Origin of the sequence: Bacillus pumilus (genome assembly GCF_900186955.1) — a bacterium.
GTDB lineage: Bacteria > Bacillota > Bacilli > Bacillales > Bacillaceae > Bacillus > Bacillus pumilus.
On record NZ_LT906438.1, the window covers coordinates 1,955,072 to 1,973,988 of the forward strand.

The following is an 18,917-nucleotide window of genomic DNA, read 5'->3' on the forward strand; positions in this document are numbered from 1 at the left end:
AATCTATCATGAAGCTACTTTATATCAGCTCTGGCTACGGCGGGATCTATCAAATGTTTGATCACTGGGTAGAAGAAAGCTTCATTGATTCACCCTTTTCATGTTTCAAGATAGAAAGAGAATCTATACAGTCACACATGCACAAAATCCGGACATTTTCTCCGGATTTTGTTTTGATGATGATTGGTGATCATGTTCCGAGCGAAGTGCTTCATCAATTCAAACAAGAAAAGATCCCGATCGTTTTGTGGATGACAGAAGATCCCTTTTATACAGATGTGTCAGCTGCTTGCACGCGTGATGCGCGCCTCATATTAACAATTGATGAAGGAGCTTTGCCTTTTTACAAGCAATTGGGCATAGTTGACGCCTACTACTTTCCCATTCCGGCAAATACACGTATTTTTCAAAAAAACGAATCGCCTGAAAAGATGTGCATCTACGACATTGCACTCATTGGCTACCCTTATCCCAACCACATGAAAGCCATTGATACACTCTTACAACAGAAAAAATGGCGAATTCTCGTTGCAGGTAAGGAATGGCATCGTCATTTAAATAAGTCACGAAGACATGATCGCGATCTCACATTAGTGACCAATTGGCTGAGCCCTCAGCAATTGGCGGACATCTATCAGCAATCAGCGATTGTTCTTAACCCGCACAGACCGGCTCAATTTGCTTATAACAAAAACAAAGCCATGGTTCAAAATGTAAGCCTGAACAACAGAGCGTTTGATATCGCTGCAGCTGGAAGCTTTCAATTGACGGATCTACAACCGCCTCAAGCTTTTTCAAGCTTCGCTTTTTATAAAGATGAGGACGATTTGCTGGAACAGGTTGAATATTATGGATCAAATGCCGAGAAAAGAAAAGCAATCGCACGAAACAATTACGAACAAGTCGTTTCATGGAATACATTTGAGTCATTTCCACACAGACTTTATGAGATCGTAAAAAGCGCCCTATGACCGGGCGCTTTTCTCGTTGAAATTCTTCTTATACCTAACCCTCCGCATCTCTGCGAGCCAATAAGACTTTCTCCGCTTTCTCAAGATCTTCTTCTTGTTTGACCACAAGTGATTTTTGGGAATCCATGATATACGCTCCAACAGATCCTTCTAAAAAGGAATGAATGCATTCTTTTGCATATGGAACATGAAAAGCATACACTGCTCCATTTAAACGGCCATACGTATATGGCTGCTCATGCTTTGGCATGAAAAAGTAATGATTGTCCTTATATAAAGTGGCTTCATTATTCTCATGCAGTGTCCATGTCTCATTTGGGTTTTCTAGCGCCTCTGTAAAAGATGCCACGCAGTCATAGCTCCCTTCTACTAGAAGCTGCAAGCACTTCTCAATATCTTCCGGCTGTCTTAAAGGAGACGATGGATGCAAATATAGAACAATATCAAAGGTTTTCCCCTCACGCTCTAAGTAAGCAAGCGCATGCTTCACCGCTATGAGTGACGGTGTTTGTTCTGTTACATGACTGTCTGGAAGTTCTATCACACGGGCTCCGTAGTGAGAAGAAATGATTTGTGTATTGACATCCTCTGTAGAGACGATGATTTCGTCTAACTCAATCATTTGCAGTAACGGCTGAATGGTCCAATAGATGAGCGGCCGCTCCGCCAATACGCGAATGTGTTCATCATGCTGATCGCGCCTGCTTCTAAAAGCTGGTATCAAGGCTAAAATACGATTTCCCCTATACATGTATTCCCTTCTCCCCTCGCGCAAAGCTCTCTACATATTCTTCCGAGCTGATCGCAGTACTGAAGTGTTCAGGTCTCTCATTTTTCTACTTATTCTCTTATCTCTCCATATTCTATTAAAACGTCATGCAGATGGTTATAATGTGTTCACCTAATTTATATAGAAAGTGGTTCTTTTCCTCAAACGGATACCACTCTTTCACATATGATGCAAAGTAGAGAAATGAGAGTTGGGGGATTAGATATGTCCAAAAAGATAGAAACGAGTTTGAAGGCTTTTTTTCGTGACAAAACGATATTAGTTACAGGCGGTACAGGTTCAATCGGACGTCAAATTGTGAAAAAATTAACATCATGCTCTCCAAAAAAGATTATCGTCTTCAGCAAAGATGACAGCAAACAATACATGATGAAAAATGAGTATGCGGATCACCCAGAAGTCGCCTTCGCTTTAGGCGATGTACGAGATGCAAGCCGCGTGAGACAGCTCGTCAAAGGCGTTGATATCATCTTTCATGCAGCCGCCTTAAAACAAGTACCTACTTGTGAAGACAATCCGTTTGAAGCCGTGCAAACAAATATTATCGGCGGGCAGCACATCATTGAGGCTGCAATCGAACATGAAGTCAGTCATGTTGTCAACATCTCCACAGACAAAGCAGTTTCTCCGACAAATGCCATGGGTGCAACAAAATTAATTTCAGAAAAACTATTTTTCCAAGCAAACGAAAGTATTCTGAACCAAAAAACATTGTTTTGCTCTGTGCGTTTTGGCAATGTGCTTGGATCAAGAGGTTCCGTCATTCCCATCATGCTCCAGCAGCTGTTAAATGAAAAACCTTTGACCGTAACTGATCCTCATATGACACGTTTTTTTATGTCCATCGAAGAGGCTGTCTCCCTCACACTTCAAGCAGCCATCATGATGAAAGGAGGCGAAACGTTCATTCTCAAGATGGAGTCATTACAGCTTGCTGATCTCTTAAAAGCGTTTCATGAATATGCTGCTCAAATCAATGTCTCATCTCCGGAAATTCACGTTGTCGGGAAAAGACCTGGAGAAAAGCTTCACGAAGAGCTTACATTTCCGCACGAAGCAGATGCACTATTTGAGCATGAACAATTTTATGCCATTTTACCAAGACCAAAACTGCATGCTTCCTTTCAAAAAGTCGACTTAACCAATTACACATCCAATGAAGCGCCTCTCATTACAAAAGAAAAGCTATTCCGCATCATTGAACAATTACATCACACGCATCATAAAAAATAAAAAATCGTCACACGGAAGCAGATGCCTTCCATGTGACGATTTTTCAATAGATCAATCAAATAGATGTTTCAAATCCCCATAGCCTTCTTTTTCAAGATCATCTTTTGGGATAAACTTCAAAGCGGCTGAATTAATACAATACCGAAGACCATTTGGTCCTGGTCCATCAGGAAAGACATGACCTAGATGAGAATCAGCTGTCTTGCTGCGCACCTCTGTCCGCAACATCCCATGGCTCTTATCCACCTTCTCGGCTACTTCCTCATCTTCAAGCGGCTTTGTGAAACTCGGCCAGCCGCAATGGGCATCAAACTTATCTAAAGAAGAAAAAAGCGGCTTGCCTGAAATGATATCTACATAAATGCCTTCTTCTTTATGATCCCAGAATTCATTTTGAAATGGCGGCTCAGTGCCATTATTTTGTGTGACTTCATACTGCATTCGGTTTAATTCTTTTAGTCGTTTTTCTTTATCGTTTGTCATGATTTATCACTCCAATGGGACTCAATAAAACCCGCTCTGCCAGAACCGACATGATATCGTTCGTAGTGCATTTTGTTCTTTTTATAATAGTGCTGATGATACTCCTCTGCGGGATAAAAAGGAGCAGCATCTAAAATTTCTGTCACAATTGGCTTTTGAAAGATGCCGCTTTCGTTCAGCTTCTCTTTCGATGCCTCTGCAAGCTTTCTCTGCTCGTCATGATGAACATAAATACCTGTGCGGTAGGACTCTCCTCTATCACCAAATTGCCCGCCATCATCTGTTGGGTCTATTTGCTGCCAATACAGTTCTAATAGCTTTTCATACGGGAATACGTCTGGATCAAACGTGATTTGAACCGCTTCTCTATGCCCCGTTGTATTTGTACATACTTCTTCATAGGTCGGATTCACTGTATGTCCGCCAGTATACCCTGATTCAACTTTGATAATGCCCGGCTGTTCATCAAAAGGTTTAACCATACACCAGAAGCAGCCGCCTGCAAATGTGGCTAATTCTTGTTTTTCAGACATATTAGTGCCCCCTTCATTTAAAAAATGGTATCATCATATTATAACATGATGAAAAATAATGAAAATGATACGACTTGTATACCTAAAATATAAAAAAGCATTTTGTCGTATTTTACAATATAATGGGGGTTTAATGATTGGAACAAAGAAAAAAAATGATGTATGAAATGGATACTTTACTGAGAACCGTATTTAAGCAGATCCGTTATGAGATTAACAGCCTGCTCGAAAACGAATTATCTCGGAATGAATTTCTCATTTTAAATCTGCTTCGTGAGCAAGGTGCAAAAAAAGTAACGGAATTTGCTTCCATTCTAGGGGTATCAGCAAGCCATATCACTGCTGTGACCGACACACTCGTAGAAAAGGGCTGGATCACCCGTATCCGTTCTAAAGAGGATCGCCGCATCATCAAAATCCACTTAACCGATAAGGGTAAGGAAATTACTGAGCATTTTGAGAAAAAGAAAACAGAATACTTTATGGAGCGATTTGAGTCATTCGACGACGAGGAACTAAAAACAATGATCAGATTATTTAAAAAGCTGGATAAAAGTCAAAAGGATGAAGCATAGAATTTAGCGCTCTGGACATGCTACGGATAAAAAGAGGTGGAATGAATCATGACAAGCCCTTATCTTTGTCCAAACTGTAAAACAAACAGAACGCGCTTTAATCTGATTGAGCAGCTTTCAGAACCTGTGAAGCTTGACCCTGCGACCGGAGCAGTTGTCGAAAGATACGAAGGAGATCAGCTTTCCCCTTTTCACATGAGCTATCAAGGTCCTCAAATAAAGGTCCAGTGCGGTGTTTGTGGTCTCATTGAGGATGAAAAAACGTTCATTAAACTAGCTGAATATCATCAATATTCTTCTCCTTCTTAACATGCGGGCCTGACGGAAAACGTCAGGCTTTTTTCTATGCTTCTTTTGCCTATACAGATCGCCTTTTTCATGCATACGCTACAAAAAACACCATCGCATAAGAAAGTAGGGATTGATGACATGCAGCAGCTCTTATATCATGACTATCCATACCGTCCACTCGCTGCGGGCTTCGAGCACCCTCAAAGCAGCCCTTCACCCAAAGCCTTTATTCGGCTCTTTCACGCTGCCCCAGATCTTAGTGAGCTCGCTGTATATGTGAACCGGAATGAGATCTTGAAAAAAATGCCTTACAGCCATTTAACAGCTTATATGGAGTGGGATGAGGGAATGTATGAGATAGAAGTGTTCAAGCTAGCAACAAAAGAAAGAGTCCTTCATTCTCGTATGATGATTAAACGTGACGAGATTTACACCCTATGTATCACAGGTGCGCATGCAGGTTTTGCGCTGCTGACAGAACGGCAAGACCCTGTGATTCAACATGAGGACCTGTCAGCTCTTACCTTTGTCCATCTGTCTCCAGACCTTCCTTCTATTGATATATATGAACGTGATCAAGGGATGTTAGCAAAGGAGCTTCACTATGTAAACAGCACTCACATTCATCATTTCTCCCCGAATAAATATCATTTTGAATTGAAAGCCGCCGGCACTCAAAGTATACTGCTTGATATCCCAAAAGTTCATCTGCAAGCAAATCGTGCATACCTCATTCTGCTTCATGGATTTGCTAATGGAGAGCCAGAACTTATGGCGAAGGTGGTCTTGTCTCAGCAAAGATAAAAAAGAGCCTTTTCCATAGAGGAAAGGCTCTTTACGAGACATCTTCAGCTTTTTCTTGCTTTTGAAAATCAAAAGCAAGAATCATGATACCTAGAAATAATGCACAATAGGCAATATTTAAGTAAAACTGATCGATATTTTCTGCTCTTAAATCAGTGGCAGCTGTGATGCCAAAATACGCAGCAAATAAAAACGACAGTAAACTAAAATATTGATAGACTCGCTTCATGATTTCACTCCTGACTCACTTTCTATTGCTTTGGATGATAATATGAGAACTCAATTTCATCGTTCTCTAGATCAATTTTGTTTGCTTTCACATACATATCATTCGTCAACGGCATTTCTGAAAGGCGCACTTCAACCGTTTTTTGATCCGGTTTCACATGAACGAATTCTGGCAGTTCATAGAACTGGCCCATGTAGCTTAGAACAAAACTAATCGGAATGCTCAATTGTCCAATTGAAAGGCCATCCACTTTCAAAAGCACATCACCATTATCTTCGACAGTTGGCGTAAATGAGACGTTTGCATCAATCGTCGAAGAGAAAGCTTTAATGGCGCCTGTTACTTTTACATCTTGATCGATCGCCACATGAAAGTCTGGCATATCGCTTGACCCTTGATTTTTCAAGTAATCATTGATAAAGCTGGTGAGTGATTCCTTTGAGCTAGATATATTAAAAGAATACTCGCTTTTCAATTCTTTAGTTGAAGCGGATTGACCGCCTGGCATTAACATCAAAATACCGCAGGCAAGTACAATCAATAGATTGATTGCAAGTAAAATAAAAAATAAGCTTTTCCACTTTTTCATACGTTCACCCTATTCCTTCGGCAGTCCTTCTTTTTTCACTTTGGAGAATAAACGATTTGCCATAAGAGAGTACCCCTTTTGGTTTGGGTGGAAATCATCATCTGCCAGTAATTTTTCATCAGAATCTTCCTCAAATAAATCTGCTACATTGATCATATCAGCGTTGCCATCTTTTTTTAGTTCTTTTTTGGCGACGGCATTCCAGTCTTTGACGACTTCATCAATGTCTTTCAGCTCAGTGAGACTAAATTTAAAGGGATTATACATGCTTACATACATGATCTTCGCATGGTCATTATGTTCTCTCAGTTGAGCAAGAATGGTTTTAAAGCGCTCCTCAAAAGGCCCCTGCTCTTTTTGAAAAGGAGCAAACGTCAAATTGAGTACATTTTGACGAACGACATGCATTAAGTCATTGCCGCCGATCGTAAAGAAAATATAGTCAGCATCTTTCAGACCGTCTTGCACCTTTTTTTCTTTTAATCTTTTTAATAAATCTACCGTTCTACTGCCTTTAATGGCATAGTTTTTTAATGTGACAGATTGCACGCCGTCCACTGCTTCTAACTTGTCACGGGTCATGCCTGCATATCCTTTTTTTTGTTGATCTCCGATTCCTTCTGTTAAGGAATCTCCAACCGCTGCGATGGTAATATGTTCTTTTACGTCTTGTGTGTCTTCTAGTTTATCCTTTATGCCAGCCTCTTGCGCGGAACATGCAGAAAGAACAAAAGCTAGAGACATCACAATCAAAATCAAACGAGCCTTCAAACGATGATGTCCCTCCTTTTTCTGATTAAAAAAGTGTATCATGTTTTTGCTCATTTGAACATCTTTATGCTAGCTACGGATCAGCGTTTTGATGTCCTTGATGATGTCATCATATGGCGTGTTTTGTACGCCATCATAATTTTTCATCACTTTTCCTTCTTGATCAACTAGGAAAAACAATGACTGATGGATCACTTGGTCTTCATCTTCAGGTTTCTTCACAATGGTTTTAAAGCTTTTCATTGCGAATTTTTCAATTGCTGACTGCGAGTAACCAGTGAGGAAATCCCAATTTTTAAAGGATAAAGGATATGCTTTTGCAAATTCTTTTAGCTTTTTCGGTGAATCTACCTCCGGGTCCACGCTAAAGGAAATGATATGCGCATCCAATTTTTCTTCTTTTAACCGTTTTTGCAGCTCTGTCATATGTGCAGTCATCGGCGGACAGATCGTTTCACAGCTTGTGAAAATAAAATCTGCCACCCATACTTTCCCCTTCAAATCATCCAATGACACCTTTTGTCCATCCTGATTTTCATATTCAAACGGCTGTATTTGATAATTTAACGCATCTTTGATTTGTCCATTTGAACATGAGACTAAAAGAAGCACGCTTATGATCATAAGCGCACCAAGTGAGGCTCCCCTTTTTTTAAGCATGGTACGTCCATCCCCTTTTCGAAGTCAATCGGTATAAAAAGTAAAGCCTATTGCACCTTTTCCAGTGTGACACGAAATAATCGGTGTTGTGTAGGCGATGTCAACAGGTGCTTCAGGTGTATGGTCAAGCAGCGCTGATTTGAGCTTTTCAGCGAGTTCTAATGCATCTGCATGCGCTATCCCAATGGCTTGAACTGTTTTTCCTTTCACCGCCTGTACATACTGTTTGGTTAAATAGCGGACAAGAGCAGAATAGCTTCTCACATTCGCTTCTGGCGTGTATACCCCGTCTGTTAAGCTGGCAATTGGTTTGATGTGAAGAAGTGAGCCGATCAGCGCCTTCCCTCTTCCAATTCTTCCACCTTTCACGAGATTTTCTAATGTATCGATTGTGACAAATAGCTTTGTTCCAAGACGGATTTTATCCATTTCTTTGATGATGTCTTCACGGCTTGCACCATTTTGTGCAAGTTCGGCTGCTTTGGTGACTTGAAACCCTAGTCCATATGAAATAAAGTTTGAATCAATCACCGTGATGTTTCCGTCTACCATTTTCGAAGCGCTTTCAGCAGTTTGAACCGTACCACTCATCCCACCCGTTAAATGGATACTAATGACTTCGCTTCCATCTGCCGTCAGCCTTTCATATAATTCGACGAATTGACCGATCGCAGGTTGAGACGTTTTCGGCAATTCCTCAGCGGCCTCCATTTTTTCAATAAATTCATCTGGCTGTATATTCACTCGGTCAATATAATCAACCCCAGAAATGGAGATATTGAGCGGAATCACGTGAATGGAAAGATCATTGATTTTTTCTTGCGGAAGGTCCACTGTTGAATCTGTTACAATTTTAATTTGTTTCACTATCGTCTCATCCTTGCTGTCTTAGTCTTTACTTATGATATTACCTTATTTCGTGCAAACTTGAAAACAACTGTCATGACGTTTTTGAAATTGTCACATTTTCTTCTTTTCATGAAAAAAATCCTTGCCAAGCTGAGCAGCAGCCATTTTAAAACAGCCGCTCACTCCCTTTGACAAAGATTCCTTTTTACGCATTGTGTTTCAGTGTAGGCTCCTGATAGATCTGCTCATATGTGCTCCACTTGACGTTACGTTTCACATCCTCTCTGAAAGAGTACACAGCTCTCTTTCCTTTAGATACATAGACTTTTTTCAAGAAAGCTTCAAGTCTAAAGGTGAGCATGAAACGATACGGCTCATCTCCCTTTAGTACAGGAACTTCTGTTACCTTGATCTGAGCTCCATCCATCCGTCTAAAACATATTGTTTTGAGCAGCACAAACGATCAATCCTCTTTTCCAATGTTCTGTTACGCCTAAATAAATAGGTGGAATAAATCTTGATCTTTATTCACTTCAACATAATGGAATCCTTTTTTATTCATCCGTTCAATGAGCGCCGCATAGTCATCTCTTTCTTTCAATTCGATGCCAACAAGCGCGGGTCCTTTGCTTCGGTTATTCTTTTTCGTATATTCAAAGCGGGAGATATCATCATTTGGCCCTAATACTTCATCTAAAAATTCCCGAAGCGCACCTGCTCTTTGCGGAAAATTGACAATGAAATAATGTTGAAGCCCTTCATAGATCATCGACCGTTCTTTGATTTCCTGCATTCTGCCAATATCATTATTTCCTCCACTGACAATACAGACAACATTTTTCCCTTTAATCTCCTCGCGATGGGCATCCAGCGCTGCGATCGGAAGTGCGCCTGCCGGCTCTGCAACAATCGCACATTGATTATAAAGCTCTAAAATGGTTGTACATACTTTTCCTTCAGGTACAAGACTAATTTTATCGACAACAGACTGTAACGATGTAAACGTCTTTTCGCCAATCCGCTGAACCGCTGCTCCGTCTACAAACTTATCAATGGAATCAAGTGTCACAACCTTGCCCTTTTCATGAGAGGCATGGAGTGAAGCTGCGCCAAGTGGTTCGACGGCAATGATTTCGGTTTCTGGGGCGATATTTTTGATATATGTACCAACTCCAGATAACAGACCTCCACCTCCAACACTTGCAAATAAAAAGTGAGGCTCCACTTCGATATCATTTAATATTTCTACAGCAGTCGTTCCTTGTCCTGCCATCACATCTAGATCATCAAACGGATGGATAAACTCACGCTTTTCTTCATCTCCGCATTTAACTGCTTCATGATATGAATCATCAAACGTATCTCCGGTTAAGATAATTTCAACATATTCTTTTCCGAAAAGCTCTACTTGAGATACTTTTTGCCTTGGTGTCGTAGCAGGCATAAAGATTTTCCCGTGGATACCTAGATATTTACAAGAATAGGCAACACCTTGTGCGTGATTTCCTGCACTTGCGCAGACAATGCCGTTTTTTAGTTTATCTTTTGGAAGCTGGCTCATTTTATTAAAAGCGCCTCTTAATTTAAAGGAACGAACTACTTGCAGATCCTCTCTTTTTAAGTAGACATTACATTCATATCGTTCAGAAAGTCGCTCATTTTTTTGAAGAGGTGTATGAATGACTACATCCTTCAAATTTTGATGGGCCTTTAAAATGTCTTTCACTTGAATTAGCGTGTTTTCTTTGAGCAACGGTTTCATGTACAAGATCCTTTCTCTTTAACCTTATTTAATTTGTCATTATAACATGAATATTCAAAAAATAAACCAATAGATCATAGATCAAGCATAAATTTCATAAACTTTTTCGTTTCTCTGTACATTTGGTTTTATTGGGTGTTACAATTGAACCAATTAGAACCATAAAGAAAGGAATCACCCGATGACCACACATTCGTTTACGTCTATATATGGAGAGCATCAAGAAATGAAGCGTGCCATTCACCTGGCAAAGCAATTCACAAAGCACGAGCAGCCTGTCTTGATCACAGGAGACATTGGCACAGGCAAAACACGATTTGCCCATGAAATTGCTCATGCATCGGCTCCAAACGCTTCACTGACACATGTATATTGCCCCATGTTAGATGAAGATACCTTGCAGAAAGCCTTCACGGAAAAGACCCGTCAAATCCTTTATTTAGACGAAATCGCCGCATTAAGTATTCCTATGCAGCATCAGGTTGTTCGTTTTCTAGAAATCTCTCCTGCAACAAAAATCATTGCCACTTCGTCTTTATCAATAGAGGCATTGAGGGTTTCATCTACCTTTTTACCTGAGCTGTTTTATCGCTTAAATGTTTTCCATTTGCCCTTGCCGTCATTAGCAGATCGAAAAACTGACATTCCTGTGTTAACAACTGCTTTCTTTCAGGAGCTGAGCATGGCGCCTGATATTGATCCAAGTGTTTGGGAAACCTTGCAGGAGTATCCGTTTGAAGGAAACGTACAGGAACTCAAAAATATCGTTCATTATGCTGCAGTCATTCTCGAGGGGCAAACGGTATTTTTACACCACCTGCCGCCTTTTGTGTTAACCCCTCTTTCGCCGGAGGTAAAAGGAAAAAAGGAAGATCATCAGCTCACACTAATGGAAAAACAAGAGTTTGTTTTCCTGCTAGAAGCCATTAAATCTCTCAATGAGAAAGGTGAAGCAGCTAGCAGACGCATCTTGTCTGAATTAAGCAAGCAAGGCGACATCCCGCTGACCCCTCAGCAGGTGAGGAGCCGATTAGATGACCTTGAGAAAAAAGCATACGTGACGAAAGGAAAAGGCAGGGCCGGCACAAAGATTACACTTGAAGGTCTTTCATTCCTGAAGTCACTTGATGGTTATATACCGGTTCAATAAAAGGAGGACATCCATTGTTTACTGTAAAAGAAGAAATTGCAAACGCCATTACACATGGCATTGGCGTTATTTTATCCATACCAGCCATTGTTTTTCTCGTGTTATTCGCTGTTCAATACGGCACTATCACAGAGATCGTGAGCTTTTCAATATTTGGGGCATCCATGCTGCTGCTCTATTTAAGCTCGACCTTGCTTCATAGCATTCGGCACAAAAAAACAAAAGATGTATTTGAAATCCTCGACCACTCGGCTATTTATGTATTGATTGCTGGTACCTATACGCCCTTTTTACTCGGACCATTAAAAGGCGCACTCGGCTATACGCTTCTTGCGATTGTATGGGCTCTTGCTGCTGGCGGAATTGTCTTTAAAATCTTTTTCGTCAAACGTTTTATCATTGTGTCCACCCTCGTTTATTTATTAATGGGCTGGATGATTATCATTGCCATCAAACCACTTTACATTGGATTAACGGGCGCAGGATTTGGCCTCTTGCTGTTAGGCGGTCTATTGTATTCAGTCGGAACCATCTTTTATATTTGGCGGAAAATCCCCTATCATCATGCCATTTGGCACAGCTTTGTTCTCGGCGGCAGTGCATCAATGTTCTTCTGCATTCTCTTCTACTGTGTGAACATTCCTGCTGCATGAAAAAAACCAGCATCCGAAAGTGGATGCTGGTTTTTCTATGCGCGCTTTTGGGCGTAATCGCTCATCATGACAGGTGCTTTAATATGAATATCAACATTAACAGGGCGCAGCCTTTTCACGACTTTCCCAGTTAATAGACGCTCCGTTCCACTTGTTTCAACCGGTACAAGCGGACAATCACAATCTTCAGCAAGTGCCTCTGCCATGTGACGATATGATTCCGAAAGCAATACACTCTGCCCCGATAAGATTCTTTCCTTTGCTTCTTCTAATAAGGCATCATCAGATTGATTCTGATGAATAACCGCCATCTTCTTCAGCCATTGTTTTAAAATGGGATATCGAAAAAGATTCGGCTTTGCCATGAAAGCAAATGGTTTTTCAAGGTGACCAATCAATAATGTCGTTGTGACTGGATTCAGTGCCTGTGTGATATAAATAACGGGTCCATCTGGCAGCTTCTTTTGCTGGTGAATGGTCATAACTGATCCTGACTGGTCAATACATCCTCGGGCAAACCTTTTTGCATGCTCATGAATGAGATGCATTCGTTTCGTATAGGAAATGCGTGGATCAGTTAATTCATGGGCATGCAAATGCCTCATACTTTTAAAAAAGGATACAACAACATAAAGCGTTAAAAACCAATAACGAAACAACCGTACTCCTCCTACTCATTTATCCTTTTTTGTCATATACGACAAATTCATAATTGTAGGGGTTCTTTTCGTCACGATGGCCTTTTTTGCGTGATACAACCGTCCATTCGTTTTCATTGTAATCAGGAAAGTAGCGGTCTCCTTCAAACGCATGGTGAATATGCGTGATATATAGACGATCCGCATATGGCATCATTTCTTCATACAGCTTAGACCCGCCGATGATAAATAACTCGGTCTCGCTTTCCCCAATTGCCAAAATATCGGCAATGGAATGGACAACCTCGCATCCTTCTGCTTCAAAAGAAGAACTTGTTGTGAGCACGATATTTCGGCGGTTAGGCAGCGCTCGTCCAATGGATTCAAACGTTTTTCTGCCCATGACAATCGTATGGCCGCCTGTGACCTTCTTAAAATACGCTAAATCAGCTGGTAAATGCCAAGGCATTTGATTATCTTGACCAATGACTCTGTCTTTTCCTGTCGCCACAATCATCGAAATCATACACTGACTTCTCCTTTAATATGCGGATGCGGATCATAGTTCTCAAGTACAAAATCATCGAACGTGAAATCGAAAATGCTCTTCACATCTCTTGTGATGCGAAGCTGCGGAAGCGTGCGTTCCTCGCGCTCTAGCTGCATTTTCACCTGCGGAAGATGATTCTGATAAATATGTGCATCTCCTAACGTATGAACAAACTCTCCTGGCTCAAGATTTGTGACTTTGGCAATCATCATCGTGAGAAGAGCATATGAAGCAATATTAAATGGCACGCCTAAAAAGATATCTGCCGATCTTTGATAAAGCTGGCAAGAAAGCTTCCCGTGTGATACGTAAAATTGAAACAGACAATGACATGGTGGCAGTGCCATTTGATCAATTTCAGCCGGGTTCCAAGCGCTGACGATCAGTCTTCTTGAATTCGGATTATGCTCGATATCGTGGATCAGCTTTGTGATCTGATCCACTGTCTCACCGTCCCCACTAGCCCAAGATCGCCACTGCGCTCCGTATACACGGCCCAGTTCGCCATTTTCATCTGCCCATTCGTTCCAAATACGGACACCATTTTCCTGAAGATATTTGACATTTGTATCACCTTTTAAAAACCACAGTAACTCATGAATAATTGATTTCAGGTGCAATTTCTTTGTTGTTAACAGCGGAAATCCTTCCTGCAAATCAAATCTCATCTGGTAACCGAACGTGCTGATTGTACCTGTTCCCGTTCTGTCACCTTTTTCATCCCCGTGCTGTAATACATGACGGCATAACTCTTTGTATTGTTTCATTTTTTTCATCCTTTATTTATGTTCTTGTTGTAGTTTACCTTATTTCCGCTTTTGTTTAAACACCAAAAAAACATGCCTGCATAATCATGAGCAGACATGTTTTTCTTTTATACTTGATTCACTCGATCCTGCTCTTCGTCCTTAATATCTTGGTGTGAGTGAGCAATACGGCTAGCTGCTGCTGCGGCAAGCGCGGCGACAAGATCATCAAGGAAGGTATGCACTTCACCTGGACGACCTTCATCTAATTCCTTGATAATACCAAATTTCTCTTTATCTAAATAACCGAAGTTGGTCAAGCCGATTGATCCATATACATTGACAATGGAAAGCGGAATAATCTCATCAATTCCATATAGCGGCTCATCTGTTTCAACTAAGTGCTGTAAAGGTTCTGGCAACAGCTTTTTTTCTGCCAGCTGATCAAGGGCAAGTCCTGTTAAAACCGCATGGACAATTTCCCTTTTATTCAACACTTTTTCAACATTTTCAATACAGACACTAAGTGGAAGGTTTGGATGATATTTTTCTTGAAGCTTTAGCACAATGTGTGCAATATCTTCAATTTTCACTCCGCGTTCGTTTAACATTCGTTTTGTAATCTGCACCATTTCGTTCATTGTATACTTTTTCAATTGGCATGACATCTCCTTCTAGTGGCTCATCCAGCTCGGCGGGGTGTTTTTGTCCCAGTAAATATTACCGAGTTCATGATGCGTCTGGAATCCATCTTCTGCTGTATGGTAGTGAAAGTTAAACCAATATCCGCTGTGTGGCGGCTGATCTCTTCTCACATGAAAACGGAGCAAATCTTCTCCAGTCTTCCGGTTGTAGATGTGAAAGATTTTTTCGCCATTTCCGCTTGAAGGCTGATCAGTTAACACAACATCTTGAAATTTTTCGTCATCTTTAAAATTTGTTAAAACATCGGTTAACACTTGTTCAATTTTCGGTTGAATCTCTTCTCTGTACTCGTCTTCAATGACAGGTGTGATTTTACGGCCGAATTTGAGAAATGACTGATTTTCTGCACTTGATAGAACCTCTTCCTTATATTGCTCAAAGGGGTCTACCTGCTCTTTGCTTGCCTCTTGCGATCGTTCCCAGCCTGATGTATCATAAACCGCTGTATAAGGCGTTTTATCAGGTGAAGAAAGTTCAGATGGCTTGTCTGTCATCAAAGCCGACGGAGGAGAAACCAAACCAAAAGTTGCAATGGTAAAGAGCGCAACAAGCGTTTTTCTCATCCACATCTTCATGATATCTAATTCCTTCCATAAGTTATCATACTGCTATTCTAGCATATAATGAATTTTCAGTCATTCAATTTGGTCACTGATTTGAGACTTTCTTTTTCATAATAAAACGTTTACAATGACAGTAATGGCAACTAAAATTTGGGAGGAATAGGTATGCTTGAAGGCTTTTTCGTCACAGCTTCCTTGCTGACACTGTTTTATTTTGTCTATATGGAGATTACGGATTAAAAGCCCTTAGAGAGGGCTTTTCAGATTGTTGACAAAGGGCTAAAATGATCTTGATTTTAGCCCTTTGTCTTCTTTTCAGCGTGATAGAAAACCTTTGAAGTCTAGGAAGGACGAGTACTGGCGCGGAGCGAATTTGACATTCGTGAGCACCAGCACGCAGGACTGACACCGAATGCGAGGGTTTGTCTACACGCTGAAAAGCCCTTAGAGAGGGCTTCAGGCTGTCGAGAAAATCTCGACAGCTTTATTTTTTCCCTTAAAGTTTCCATTCCCCCGTTTTATAATAGAGAAAAGCATACTAAAGGAAGGTGTTTTTCTCATGTTCCACACTAGAAATTCTTCTCAGCACGAAGCCGAATTTGTATTGCTAGATCAACTGGTCGAAGAGGATCACCTGCTTCGTAAAATTGATCAGTACATTGACTTTTCATTTATCGTAGATAAAGTAAAACCGTATTATAGCGAGAATAAAGGTCGTCCTTCTCTTGATCCACTTATTTTATTCAAAATGATGTTTATCGGATACCTGTACGGTATCCGTTCTGAAAGACAACTTGAAAAAGAAATTTACTATAACATGGCGTATAGATGGTTTTTAGGTTTGAACATCAATGACCCCGTTCCCCACCACTCGACCATTAGCTGGAATCGTCGTACTCGATTCAAAGATACAACGATTTTTCAAGACATTTTCGACGAGATTGTGCTTCAAGCCATCAATCACGATATGGTTGGAGGGCGCGTCCTTTTTACTGATTCAACCCATCTTAAAGCGAATGCCAATAAACATAAATATACAAGAAAAACGATCGAACAAGATACTCAGAACTATATGAAAGAATTAGATGTAGCCGTCCAAGAAGATCGAGAGGTACACGGAAAAAAGCCCTTAAAGAAAAAAGAGGAGGTGAAAACAGAAAAAGACATTCGTCAAAGTAAAACTGATCCTGAAAGTGGCTATCTTTATCGCGAAAACAAGCCAGAAGGCTTTTTCTACCTAGACCACCGTACAACGGATATGAAGCACAACATCATCACAGATGCCCATGTCACACCCGGCAATGTCCATGATTCCGTTCCATATCTTGATCGATTGGATCACCAAATCGCCCGATTTGGTTTTCAAGTAGAAGCTGTTGCCCTTGATTCTGGTTATTTGACAACCCCAATCTGTAAAGGTTTATCCGATCGCCGTATTTTTGGTGTCATCGCACATAGACGCTTTCATCCAACAAGAGGATTATTTGAGAAGTGGAAATTTCAGTATGACTCTGAACATGATCACTACATATGCCCAAATGGTGAGAAGCTATTATATACAACAACTGATCGAAAAGGTTATCGGTTCTACAAATCAGACCCTAAAAAATGCGTATCGTGTCCTTTCCTAGAGAGCTGTACAAGGTCGAAAAATCATCAAAAAGTGATCTCAAGACATGTATGGGAAGAACATAAAGAAAAGATCAGACAAAATCGTCTGTCTGCTTCTGGAAAAGAGCTATATAAAAAAAGAAAAGAAAAAATAGAGCGAAGCTTTGCAGATTCAAAACAACTGCATGGGCTTCGCTACTGCCGGTTGAGGGGAAAACAAAATGTGAGTGAGCAAGTGCTTCTCACAGCTGCCTGTCAGAACATGAAGAAGATTGCCACACACCTAGCGAAGCTAGGCTAGGTGTGTGGGAGGCCTTTTTCTTTAAATCTCATCCATCATCATTACGATGAAAATAAAAAAGATTGTAGAAAAACATGAGTTTCTCTACAATCTGAAGCCCTTAGAGAGGGCTTTTTTCTTTCTCGATATACCCATAATGAAATTGGGCTGTTTTTCGTTTGATGACGTGAAATTGGTAAGAGTCCGCTTTAAATCGTGTGCTTTTCCAATGATCTTTTAACACCACTCTTTTTCTTGCCACCCTTAATGCTTCTTGCACGGCTGCTTCGTGATCAAAGTCGTGCTCTGCCGCATGACGTAGCGGCGCTATACTTGTAGATTCTTGGATCGTTTCCTCAAACATCGGATCAAAATAGACGATATCAAATGAACAGTCAGGATACTTCTTTAGCTGCTCGATACTGTCTCCACTGATAACAGAAATCCGTTTCATCGCTTCATCAGCTTCCTCTATCCCCGTCTCCCATGTATTCAGTCCTTCTTTCACTAGTAACGCCGTAATGGGATTCTTTTCAATACCGACGACCCTTCCATTCCTGCCTGTCGCACAGCTTGCAGTAATCGCATCAGACCCTAAGCCAAGTGTGCAATCTAAAAAGGAATCTCCCGGCTTTAGCTGTGCTGCTTCAATTAAAGGATCCTTTTCTTCGCGCAAGAGCCGCTTCACCCTGAACATCGCTGAGCTTGGATGAAAGAAGAACTTTTCACCATTTGGCTGATACCATTCAAATCTTTCTTTTCCGACAACAAGGACATCTCCTCGTTTCATCGCAAGCTGCTTGACAGATTGTTTGCGTCTTTCTACATACTCACCATGTAAATCCTCTGCAAGAGCCTTCGCTGTTTCAATCGTTTGTTCATTTGCTCTAAAGCTTGTTGTAATGAGCATATCGTTCCTCCATCATGATCAAGAAAAAATGCCCTGATCTAGTTACAGGGCATTTCAACACGTGTATTAGCAATGTTTTTCAAATGCAGTTAAGACATTTTTCATGATATCTTCCATTTCATGACCTTCAATTTCGTCACGCGGGATAAAATGAACGAGTTCATTTCCTTTTAAAAGGGCCATAGAAGGAGATGATGGCTCTTCACCAGTGAAGTATTCTCTCATTTTTGCCGTTGCTTCCCGGTCCTGCCCAGCAAATACTGTGACGATTTTGTCTGGCGCTTTTTCTGCCTTCATCACAGCTTGAGTCGCTGCTGGGCGTGCTAAGCCGGCAGCACAGCCGCATACAGAATTAACAACAACAAATGTTGTTCCTTCAGCCTCTTGCATCGTTTGTTCTACTTCTTCTTCCGTCGTCAGTTCTTGGAATCCTGCACTTGTCAGCTCTTGGCGCATTGGCACAACGAGCTGGCGCATATATTCTTCATATGCCATTGACATAAAAAAGCCCCCTCTAAAATCCTTATGTTGTGAATAAAGGATACTATAGAGAGAGCCAATTTTCAAATGT

25 protein-coding genes are annotated in these 18,917 nt (G+C 40.9%); 8 read left to right on the forward strand and 17 right to left on the reverse strand.

Annotated elements, in window-relative coordinates; genetic code table 11:
- Positions 1-8: 8 nt before the first annotated feature.
- Positions 9-971, forward strand: coding sequence for a CgeB family protein (locus CKW02_RS09825; RefSeq protein WP_095117818.1), 963 nt, complete (start codon positions 9-11; stop codon positions 969-971).
- Between the two features lie 34 nt (positions 972-1,005).
- Here the strand turns inward: CKW02_RS09825 and CKW02_RS09830 are convergent, their stop codons facing one another.
- Positions 1,006-1,722 (reverse strand): acylneuraminate cytidylyltransferase family protein, encoded by a 717-nt coding sequence (locus CKW02_RS09830; RefSeq protein WP_095117820.1) that lies wholly within the window; start codon positions 1,720-1,722, stop codon positions 1,006-1,008.
- Between the two features lie 243 nt (positions 1,723-1,965).
- Here CKW02_RS09830 and CKW02_RS09835 point away from each other — a divergent pair, with 243 nt between their 5' ends.
- Positions 1,966-2,994: an SDR family NAD(P)-dependent oxidoreductase gene (locus CKW02_RS09835; RefSeq protein ID WP_095117821.1), complete on the forward strand. Its 1,029-nt coding sequence runs from the start codon at positions 1,966-1,968 to the stop codon at positions 2,992-2,994.
- Between the two features lie 51 nt (positions 2,995-3,045).
- Here CKW02_RS09835 and msrB read toward each other — a convergent pair whose 3' ends face one another.
- Together msrB and msrA are read right to left on the reverse strand one after the other, a co-directional pair.
- Positions 3,046-3,477 carry a peptide-methionine (R)-S-oxide reductase MsrB gene (gene msrB / locus CKW02_RS09840; protein ID WP_095117823.1) on the reverse strand — a complete coding sequence of 144 codons (432 nt, stop codon included), beginning with the start codon at positions 3,475-3,477 and terminating at the stop codon, positions 3,046-3,048.
- Positions 3,474-4,010 (reverse strand): peptide-methionine (S)-S-oxide reductase MsrA, encoded by a 537-nt coding sequence (msrA, locus tag CKW02_RS09845; RefSeq protein ID WP_050943900.1) that lies wholly within the window; start codon positions 4,008-4,010, stop codon positions 3,474-3,476. The genes msrB and msrA overlap by 4 nt, the downstream gene beginning before the upstream one ends.
- 155 nt (positions 4,011-4,165) lie before the next feature.
- Between msrA and CKW02_RS09850 the strand changes: the two genes are divergently transcribed.
- The 3 genes from CKW02_RS09850 to CKW02_RS09860 all read left to right on the forward strand — a co-directional run bounded on the left by CKW02_RS09850 (position 4,166) and on the right by CKW02_RS09860 (position 5,680).
- The gene (locus tag CKW02_RS09850) at positions 4,166-4,585 is read left to right on the forward strand and encodes a MarR family transcriptional regulator (protein WP_372706111.1); all 420 of its coding nucleotides are present in this window, start codon (positions 4,166-4,168) and stop codon (positions 4,583-4,585) included.
- Between the two features lie 48 nt (positions 4,586-4,633).
- Positions 4,634-4,894 (forward strand): DNA alkylation repair protein, encoded by a 261-nt coding sequence (locus CKW02_RS09855; RefSeq protein ID WP_095117826.1) that lies wholly within the window; start codon positions 4,634-4,636, stop codon positions 4,892-4,894.
- Between the two features lie 69 nt (positions 4,895-4,963).
- Positions 4,964-5,680: a DUF4397 domain-containing protein gene (locus CKW02_RS09860; RefSeq protein WP_231953198.1), complete on the forward strand. Its 717-nt coding sequence runs from the start codon at positions 4,964-4,966 to the stop codon at positions 5,678-5,680.
- Between the two features lie 31 nt (positions 5,681-5,711).
- Here the strand turns inward: CKW02_RS09860 and ypmT are convergent, their stop codons facing one another.
- The 7 genes from ypmT to ilvA form a co-directional block, all read right to left on the reverse strand.
- Entirely contained in the window at positions 5,712-5,909 is a 198-nt protein-coding gene (gene ypmT, locus CKW02_RS09865; protein ID WP_012010295.1) for a protein YpmT, read from the reverse strand.
- 22 nt (positions 5,910-5,931) lie between these two features.
- The gene (locus tag CKW02_RS09870; protein ID WP_050943897.1) at positions 5,932-6,498 is read right to left on the reverse strand and encodes a YpmS family protein; all 567 of its coding nucleotides are present in this window, start codon (positions 6,496-6,498) and stop codon (positions 5,932-5,934) included.
- A gap of 9 nt (positions 6,499-6,507) precedes the next feature.
- On the reverse strand, positions 6,508-7,269 hold the full coding sequence (locus tag CKW02_RS09875) for an SGNH/GDSL hydrolase family protein (RefSeq protein ID WP_034620452.1): 762 nt from the start codon (positions 7,267-7,269) through the stop codon (positions 6,508-6,510).
- A 69-nt stretch (positions 7,270-7,338) separates the two neighbouring features.
- A complete protein-coding gene (locus tag CKW02_RS09880; RefSeq protein WP_003216134.1) occupies positions 7,339-7,929 on the reverse strand; it encodes an SCO family protein in 591 nt (196 codons plus the stop codon).
- Between the two features lie 24 nt (positions 7,930-7,953).
- Complete coding sequence (locus CKW02_RS09885) at positions 7,954-8,796, reverse strand: DegV family protein (protein WP_003215944.1); 843 nt, start codon at positions 8,794-8,796, stop codon at positions 7,954-7,956.
- 187 nt (positions 8,797-8,983) lie between these two features.
- Positions 8,984-9,235, reverse strand: coding sequence for a YpmP family protein (locus CKW02_RS09890; protein ID WP_003215729.1), 252 nt, complete (start codon positions 9,233-9,235; stop codon positions 8,984-8,986).
- A gap of 36 nt (positions 9,236-9,271) precedes the next feature.
- Complete coding sequence (gene ilvA / locus CKW02_RS09895) at positions 9,272-10,540, reverse strand: threonine ammonia-lyase IlvA (protein ID WP_003215464.1); 1,269 nt, start codon at positions 10,538-10,540, stop codon at positions 9,272-9,274.
- 181 nt (positions 10,541-10,721) lie between these two features.
- Between ilvA and CKW02_RS09900 the strand changes: the two genes are divergently transcribed.
- Positions 10,722-11,690, forward strand: a complete 969-nt coding sequence (locus CKW02_RS09900) for a sigma 54-interacting transcriptional regulator (protein ID WP_003215618.1) — start codon at positions 10,722-10,724, stop codon at positions 11,688-11,690.
- Between the two features lie 14 nt (positions 11,691-11,704).
- The gene (trhA, locus tag CKW02_RS09905) at positions 11,705-12,343 is read left to right on the forward strand and encodes a PAQR family membrane homeostasis protein TrhA (protein ID WP_003215766.1); all 639 of its coding nucleotides are present in this window, start codon (positions 11,705-11,707) and stop codon (positions 12,341-12,343) included.
- 35 nt (positions 12,344-12,378) lie between these two features.
- Here the strand turns inward: trhA and CKW02_RS09910 are convergent, their stop codons facing one another.
- The 5 genes from CKW02_RS09910 to CKW02_RS09930 form a co-directional block, all read right to left on the reverse strand.
- A complete protein-coding gene (locus tag CKW02_RS09910; protein WP_003216123.1) occupies positions 12,379-13,002 on the reverse strand; it encodes a lysophospholipid acyltransferase family protein in 624 nt (207 codons plus the stop codon).
- 19 nt (positions 13,003-13,021) lie between these two features.
- Positions 13,022-13,507, reverse strand: coding sequence for a dihydrofolate reductase (locus CKW02_RS09915; protein WP_003215564.1), 486 nt, complete (start codon positions 13,505-13,507; stop codon positions 13,022-13,024).
- Complete coding sequence (locus CKW02_RS09920; protein WP_003216056.1) at positions 13,504-14,298, reverse strand: thymidylate synthase; 795 nt, start codon at positions 14,296-14,298, stop codon at positions 13,504-13,506. Before CKW02_RS09920 ends, CKW02_RS09915 begins: the two co-directional genes overlap by 4 nt.
- 107 nt (positions 14,299-14,405) lie before the next feature.
- Positions 14,406-14,933, reverse strand: a complete 528-nt coding sequence (locus CKW02_RS09925; RefSeq protein ID WP_003215861.1) for a phosphatidylglycerophosphatase A family protein — start codon at positions 14,931-14,933, stop codon at positions 14,406-14,408.
- A gap of 18 nt (positions 14,934-14,951) precedes the next feature.
- The gene (locus CKW02_RS09930; RefSeq protein WP_003215665.1) at positions 14,952-15,557 is read right to left on the reverse strand and encodes a YpjP family protein; all 606 of its coding nucleotides are present in this window, start codon (positions 15,555-15,557) and stop codon (positions 14,952-14,954) included.
- Between the two features lie 547 nt (positions 15,558-16,104).
- Here CKW02_RS09930 and CKW02_RS09940 point away from each other — a divergent pair.
- Positions 16,105-17,457: an IS1182 family transposase gene (locus CKW02_RS09940; RefSeq protein ID WP_003215639.1), complete on the forward strand. Its 1,353-nt coding sequence runs from the start codon at positions 16,105-16,107 to the stop codon at positions 17,455-17,457.
- 100 nt (positions 17,458-17,557) lie between these two features.
- On the opposite strand, the gene CKW02_RS09945 is transcribed toward CKW02_RS09940, so the two are convergent.
- Together CKW02_RS09945 and CKW02_RS09950 are read right to left on the reverse strand one after the other, a co-directional pair.
- Positions 17,558-18,346, reverse strand: a complete 789-nt coding sequence (locus CKW02_RS09945) for a class I SAM-dependent methyltransferase (RefSeq protein ID WP_003215799.1) — start codon at positions 18,344-18,346, stop codon at positions 17,558-17,560.
- 66 nt (positions 18,347-18,412) lie between these two features.
- Positions 18,413-18,847 (reverse strand): BrxA/BrxB family bacilliredoxin, encoded by a 435-nt coding sequence (locus CKW02_RS09950; protein ID WP_003215999.1) that lies wholly within the window; start codon positions 18,845-18,847, stop codon positions 18,413-18,415.
- Between the last annotated feature and the right edge of the window lie 70 nt (positions 18,848-18,917).

Excerpts from the sequence above, each read along its gene's own strand:
- CKW02_RS09825 (WP_095117818.1), top strand. The coding sequence starts at position 9 with ATGAAGCTACTTTATATCAGCTCTGGCTACGGCGGGATCTATCAAATG.
- CKW02_RS09830 (WP_095117820.1), bottom strand. The coding sequence starts at position 1,722 with ATGTATAGGGGAAATCGTATTTTAGCCTTGATACCAGCTTTTAGAAGC.
- CKW02_RS09835 (WP_095117821.1), top strand. The coding sequence starts at position 1,966 with ATGTCCAAAAAGATAGAAACGAGTTTGAAGGCTTTTTTTCGTGACAAA.
- msrB (WP_095117823.1), bottom strand. The coding sequence starts at position 3,477 with ATGACAAACGATAAAGAAAAACGACTAAAAGAATTAAACCGAATGCAG.
- msrA (WP_050943900.1), bottom strand. The coding sequence starts at position 4,010 with ATGTCTGAAAAACAAGAATTAGCCACATTTGCAGGCGGCTGCTTCTGG.
- CKW02_RS09850 (WP_372706111.1), top strand. The coding sequence starts at position 4,166 with ATGATGTATGAAATGGATACTTTACTGAGAACCGTATTTAAGCAGATC.
- CKW02_RS09855 (WP_095117826.1), top strand. The coding sequence starts at position 4,634 with ATGACAAGCCCTTATCTTTGTCCAAACTGTAAAACAAACAGAACGCGC.
- CKW02_RS09860 (WP_231953198.1), top strand. The coding sequence starts at position 4,964 with ATGCATACGCTACAAAAAACACCATCGCATAAGAAAGTAGGGATTGAT.
- ypmT (WP_012010295.1), bottom strand. The coding sequence starts at position 5,909 with ATGAAGCGAGTCTATCAATATTTTAGTTTACTGTCGTTTTTATTTGCT.
- CKW02_RS09870 (WP_050943897.1), bottom strand. The coding sequence starts at position 6,498 with ATGAAAAAGTGGAAAAGCTTATTTTTTATTTTACTTGCAATCAATCTA.
- CKW02_RS09880 (WP_003216134.1), bottom strand. The coding sequence starts at position 7,929 with ATGCTTAAAAAAAGGGGAGCCTCACTTGGTGCGCTTATGATCATAAGC.
- ilvA (WP_003215464.1), bottom strand. The coding sequence starts at position 10,540 with ATGAAACCGTTGCTCAAAGAAAACACGCTAATTCAAGTGAAAGACATT.
- CKW02_RS09900 (WP_003215618.1), top strand. The coding sequence starts at position 10,722 with ATGACCACACATTCGTTTACGTCTATATATGGAGAGCATCAAGAAATG.
- CKW02_RS09915 (WP_003215564.1), bottom strand. The coding sequence starts at position 13,507 with ATGATTTCGATGATTGTGGCGACAGGAAAAGACAGAGTCATTGGTCAA.
- CKW02_RS09920 (WP_003216056.1), bottom strand. The coding sequence starts at position 14,298 with ATGAAACAATACAAAGAGTTATGCCGTCATGTATTACAGCACGGGGAT.
- CKW02_RS09930 (WP_003215665.1), bottom strand. The coding sequence starts at position 15,557 with ATGAAGATGTGGATGAGAAAAACGCTTGTTGCGCTCTTTACCATTGCA.
- CKW02_RS09940 (WP_003215639.1), top strand. The coding sequence starts at position 16,105 with ATGTTCCACACTAGAAATTCTTCTCAGCACGAAGCCGAATTTGTATTG.
- CKW02_RS09945 (WP_003215799.1), bottom strand. The coding sequence starts at position 18,346 with ATGCTCATTACAACAAGCTTTAGAGCAAATGAACAAACGATTGAAACA.
- CKW02_RS09950 (WP_003215999.1), bottom strand. The coding sequence starts at position 18,847 with ATGTCAATGGCATATGAAGAATATATGCGCCAGCTCGTTGTGCCAATG.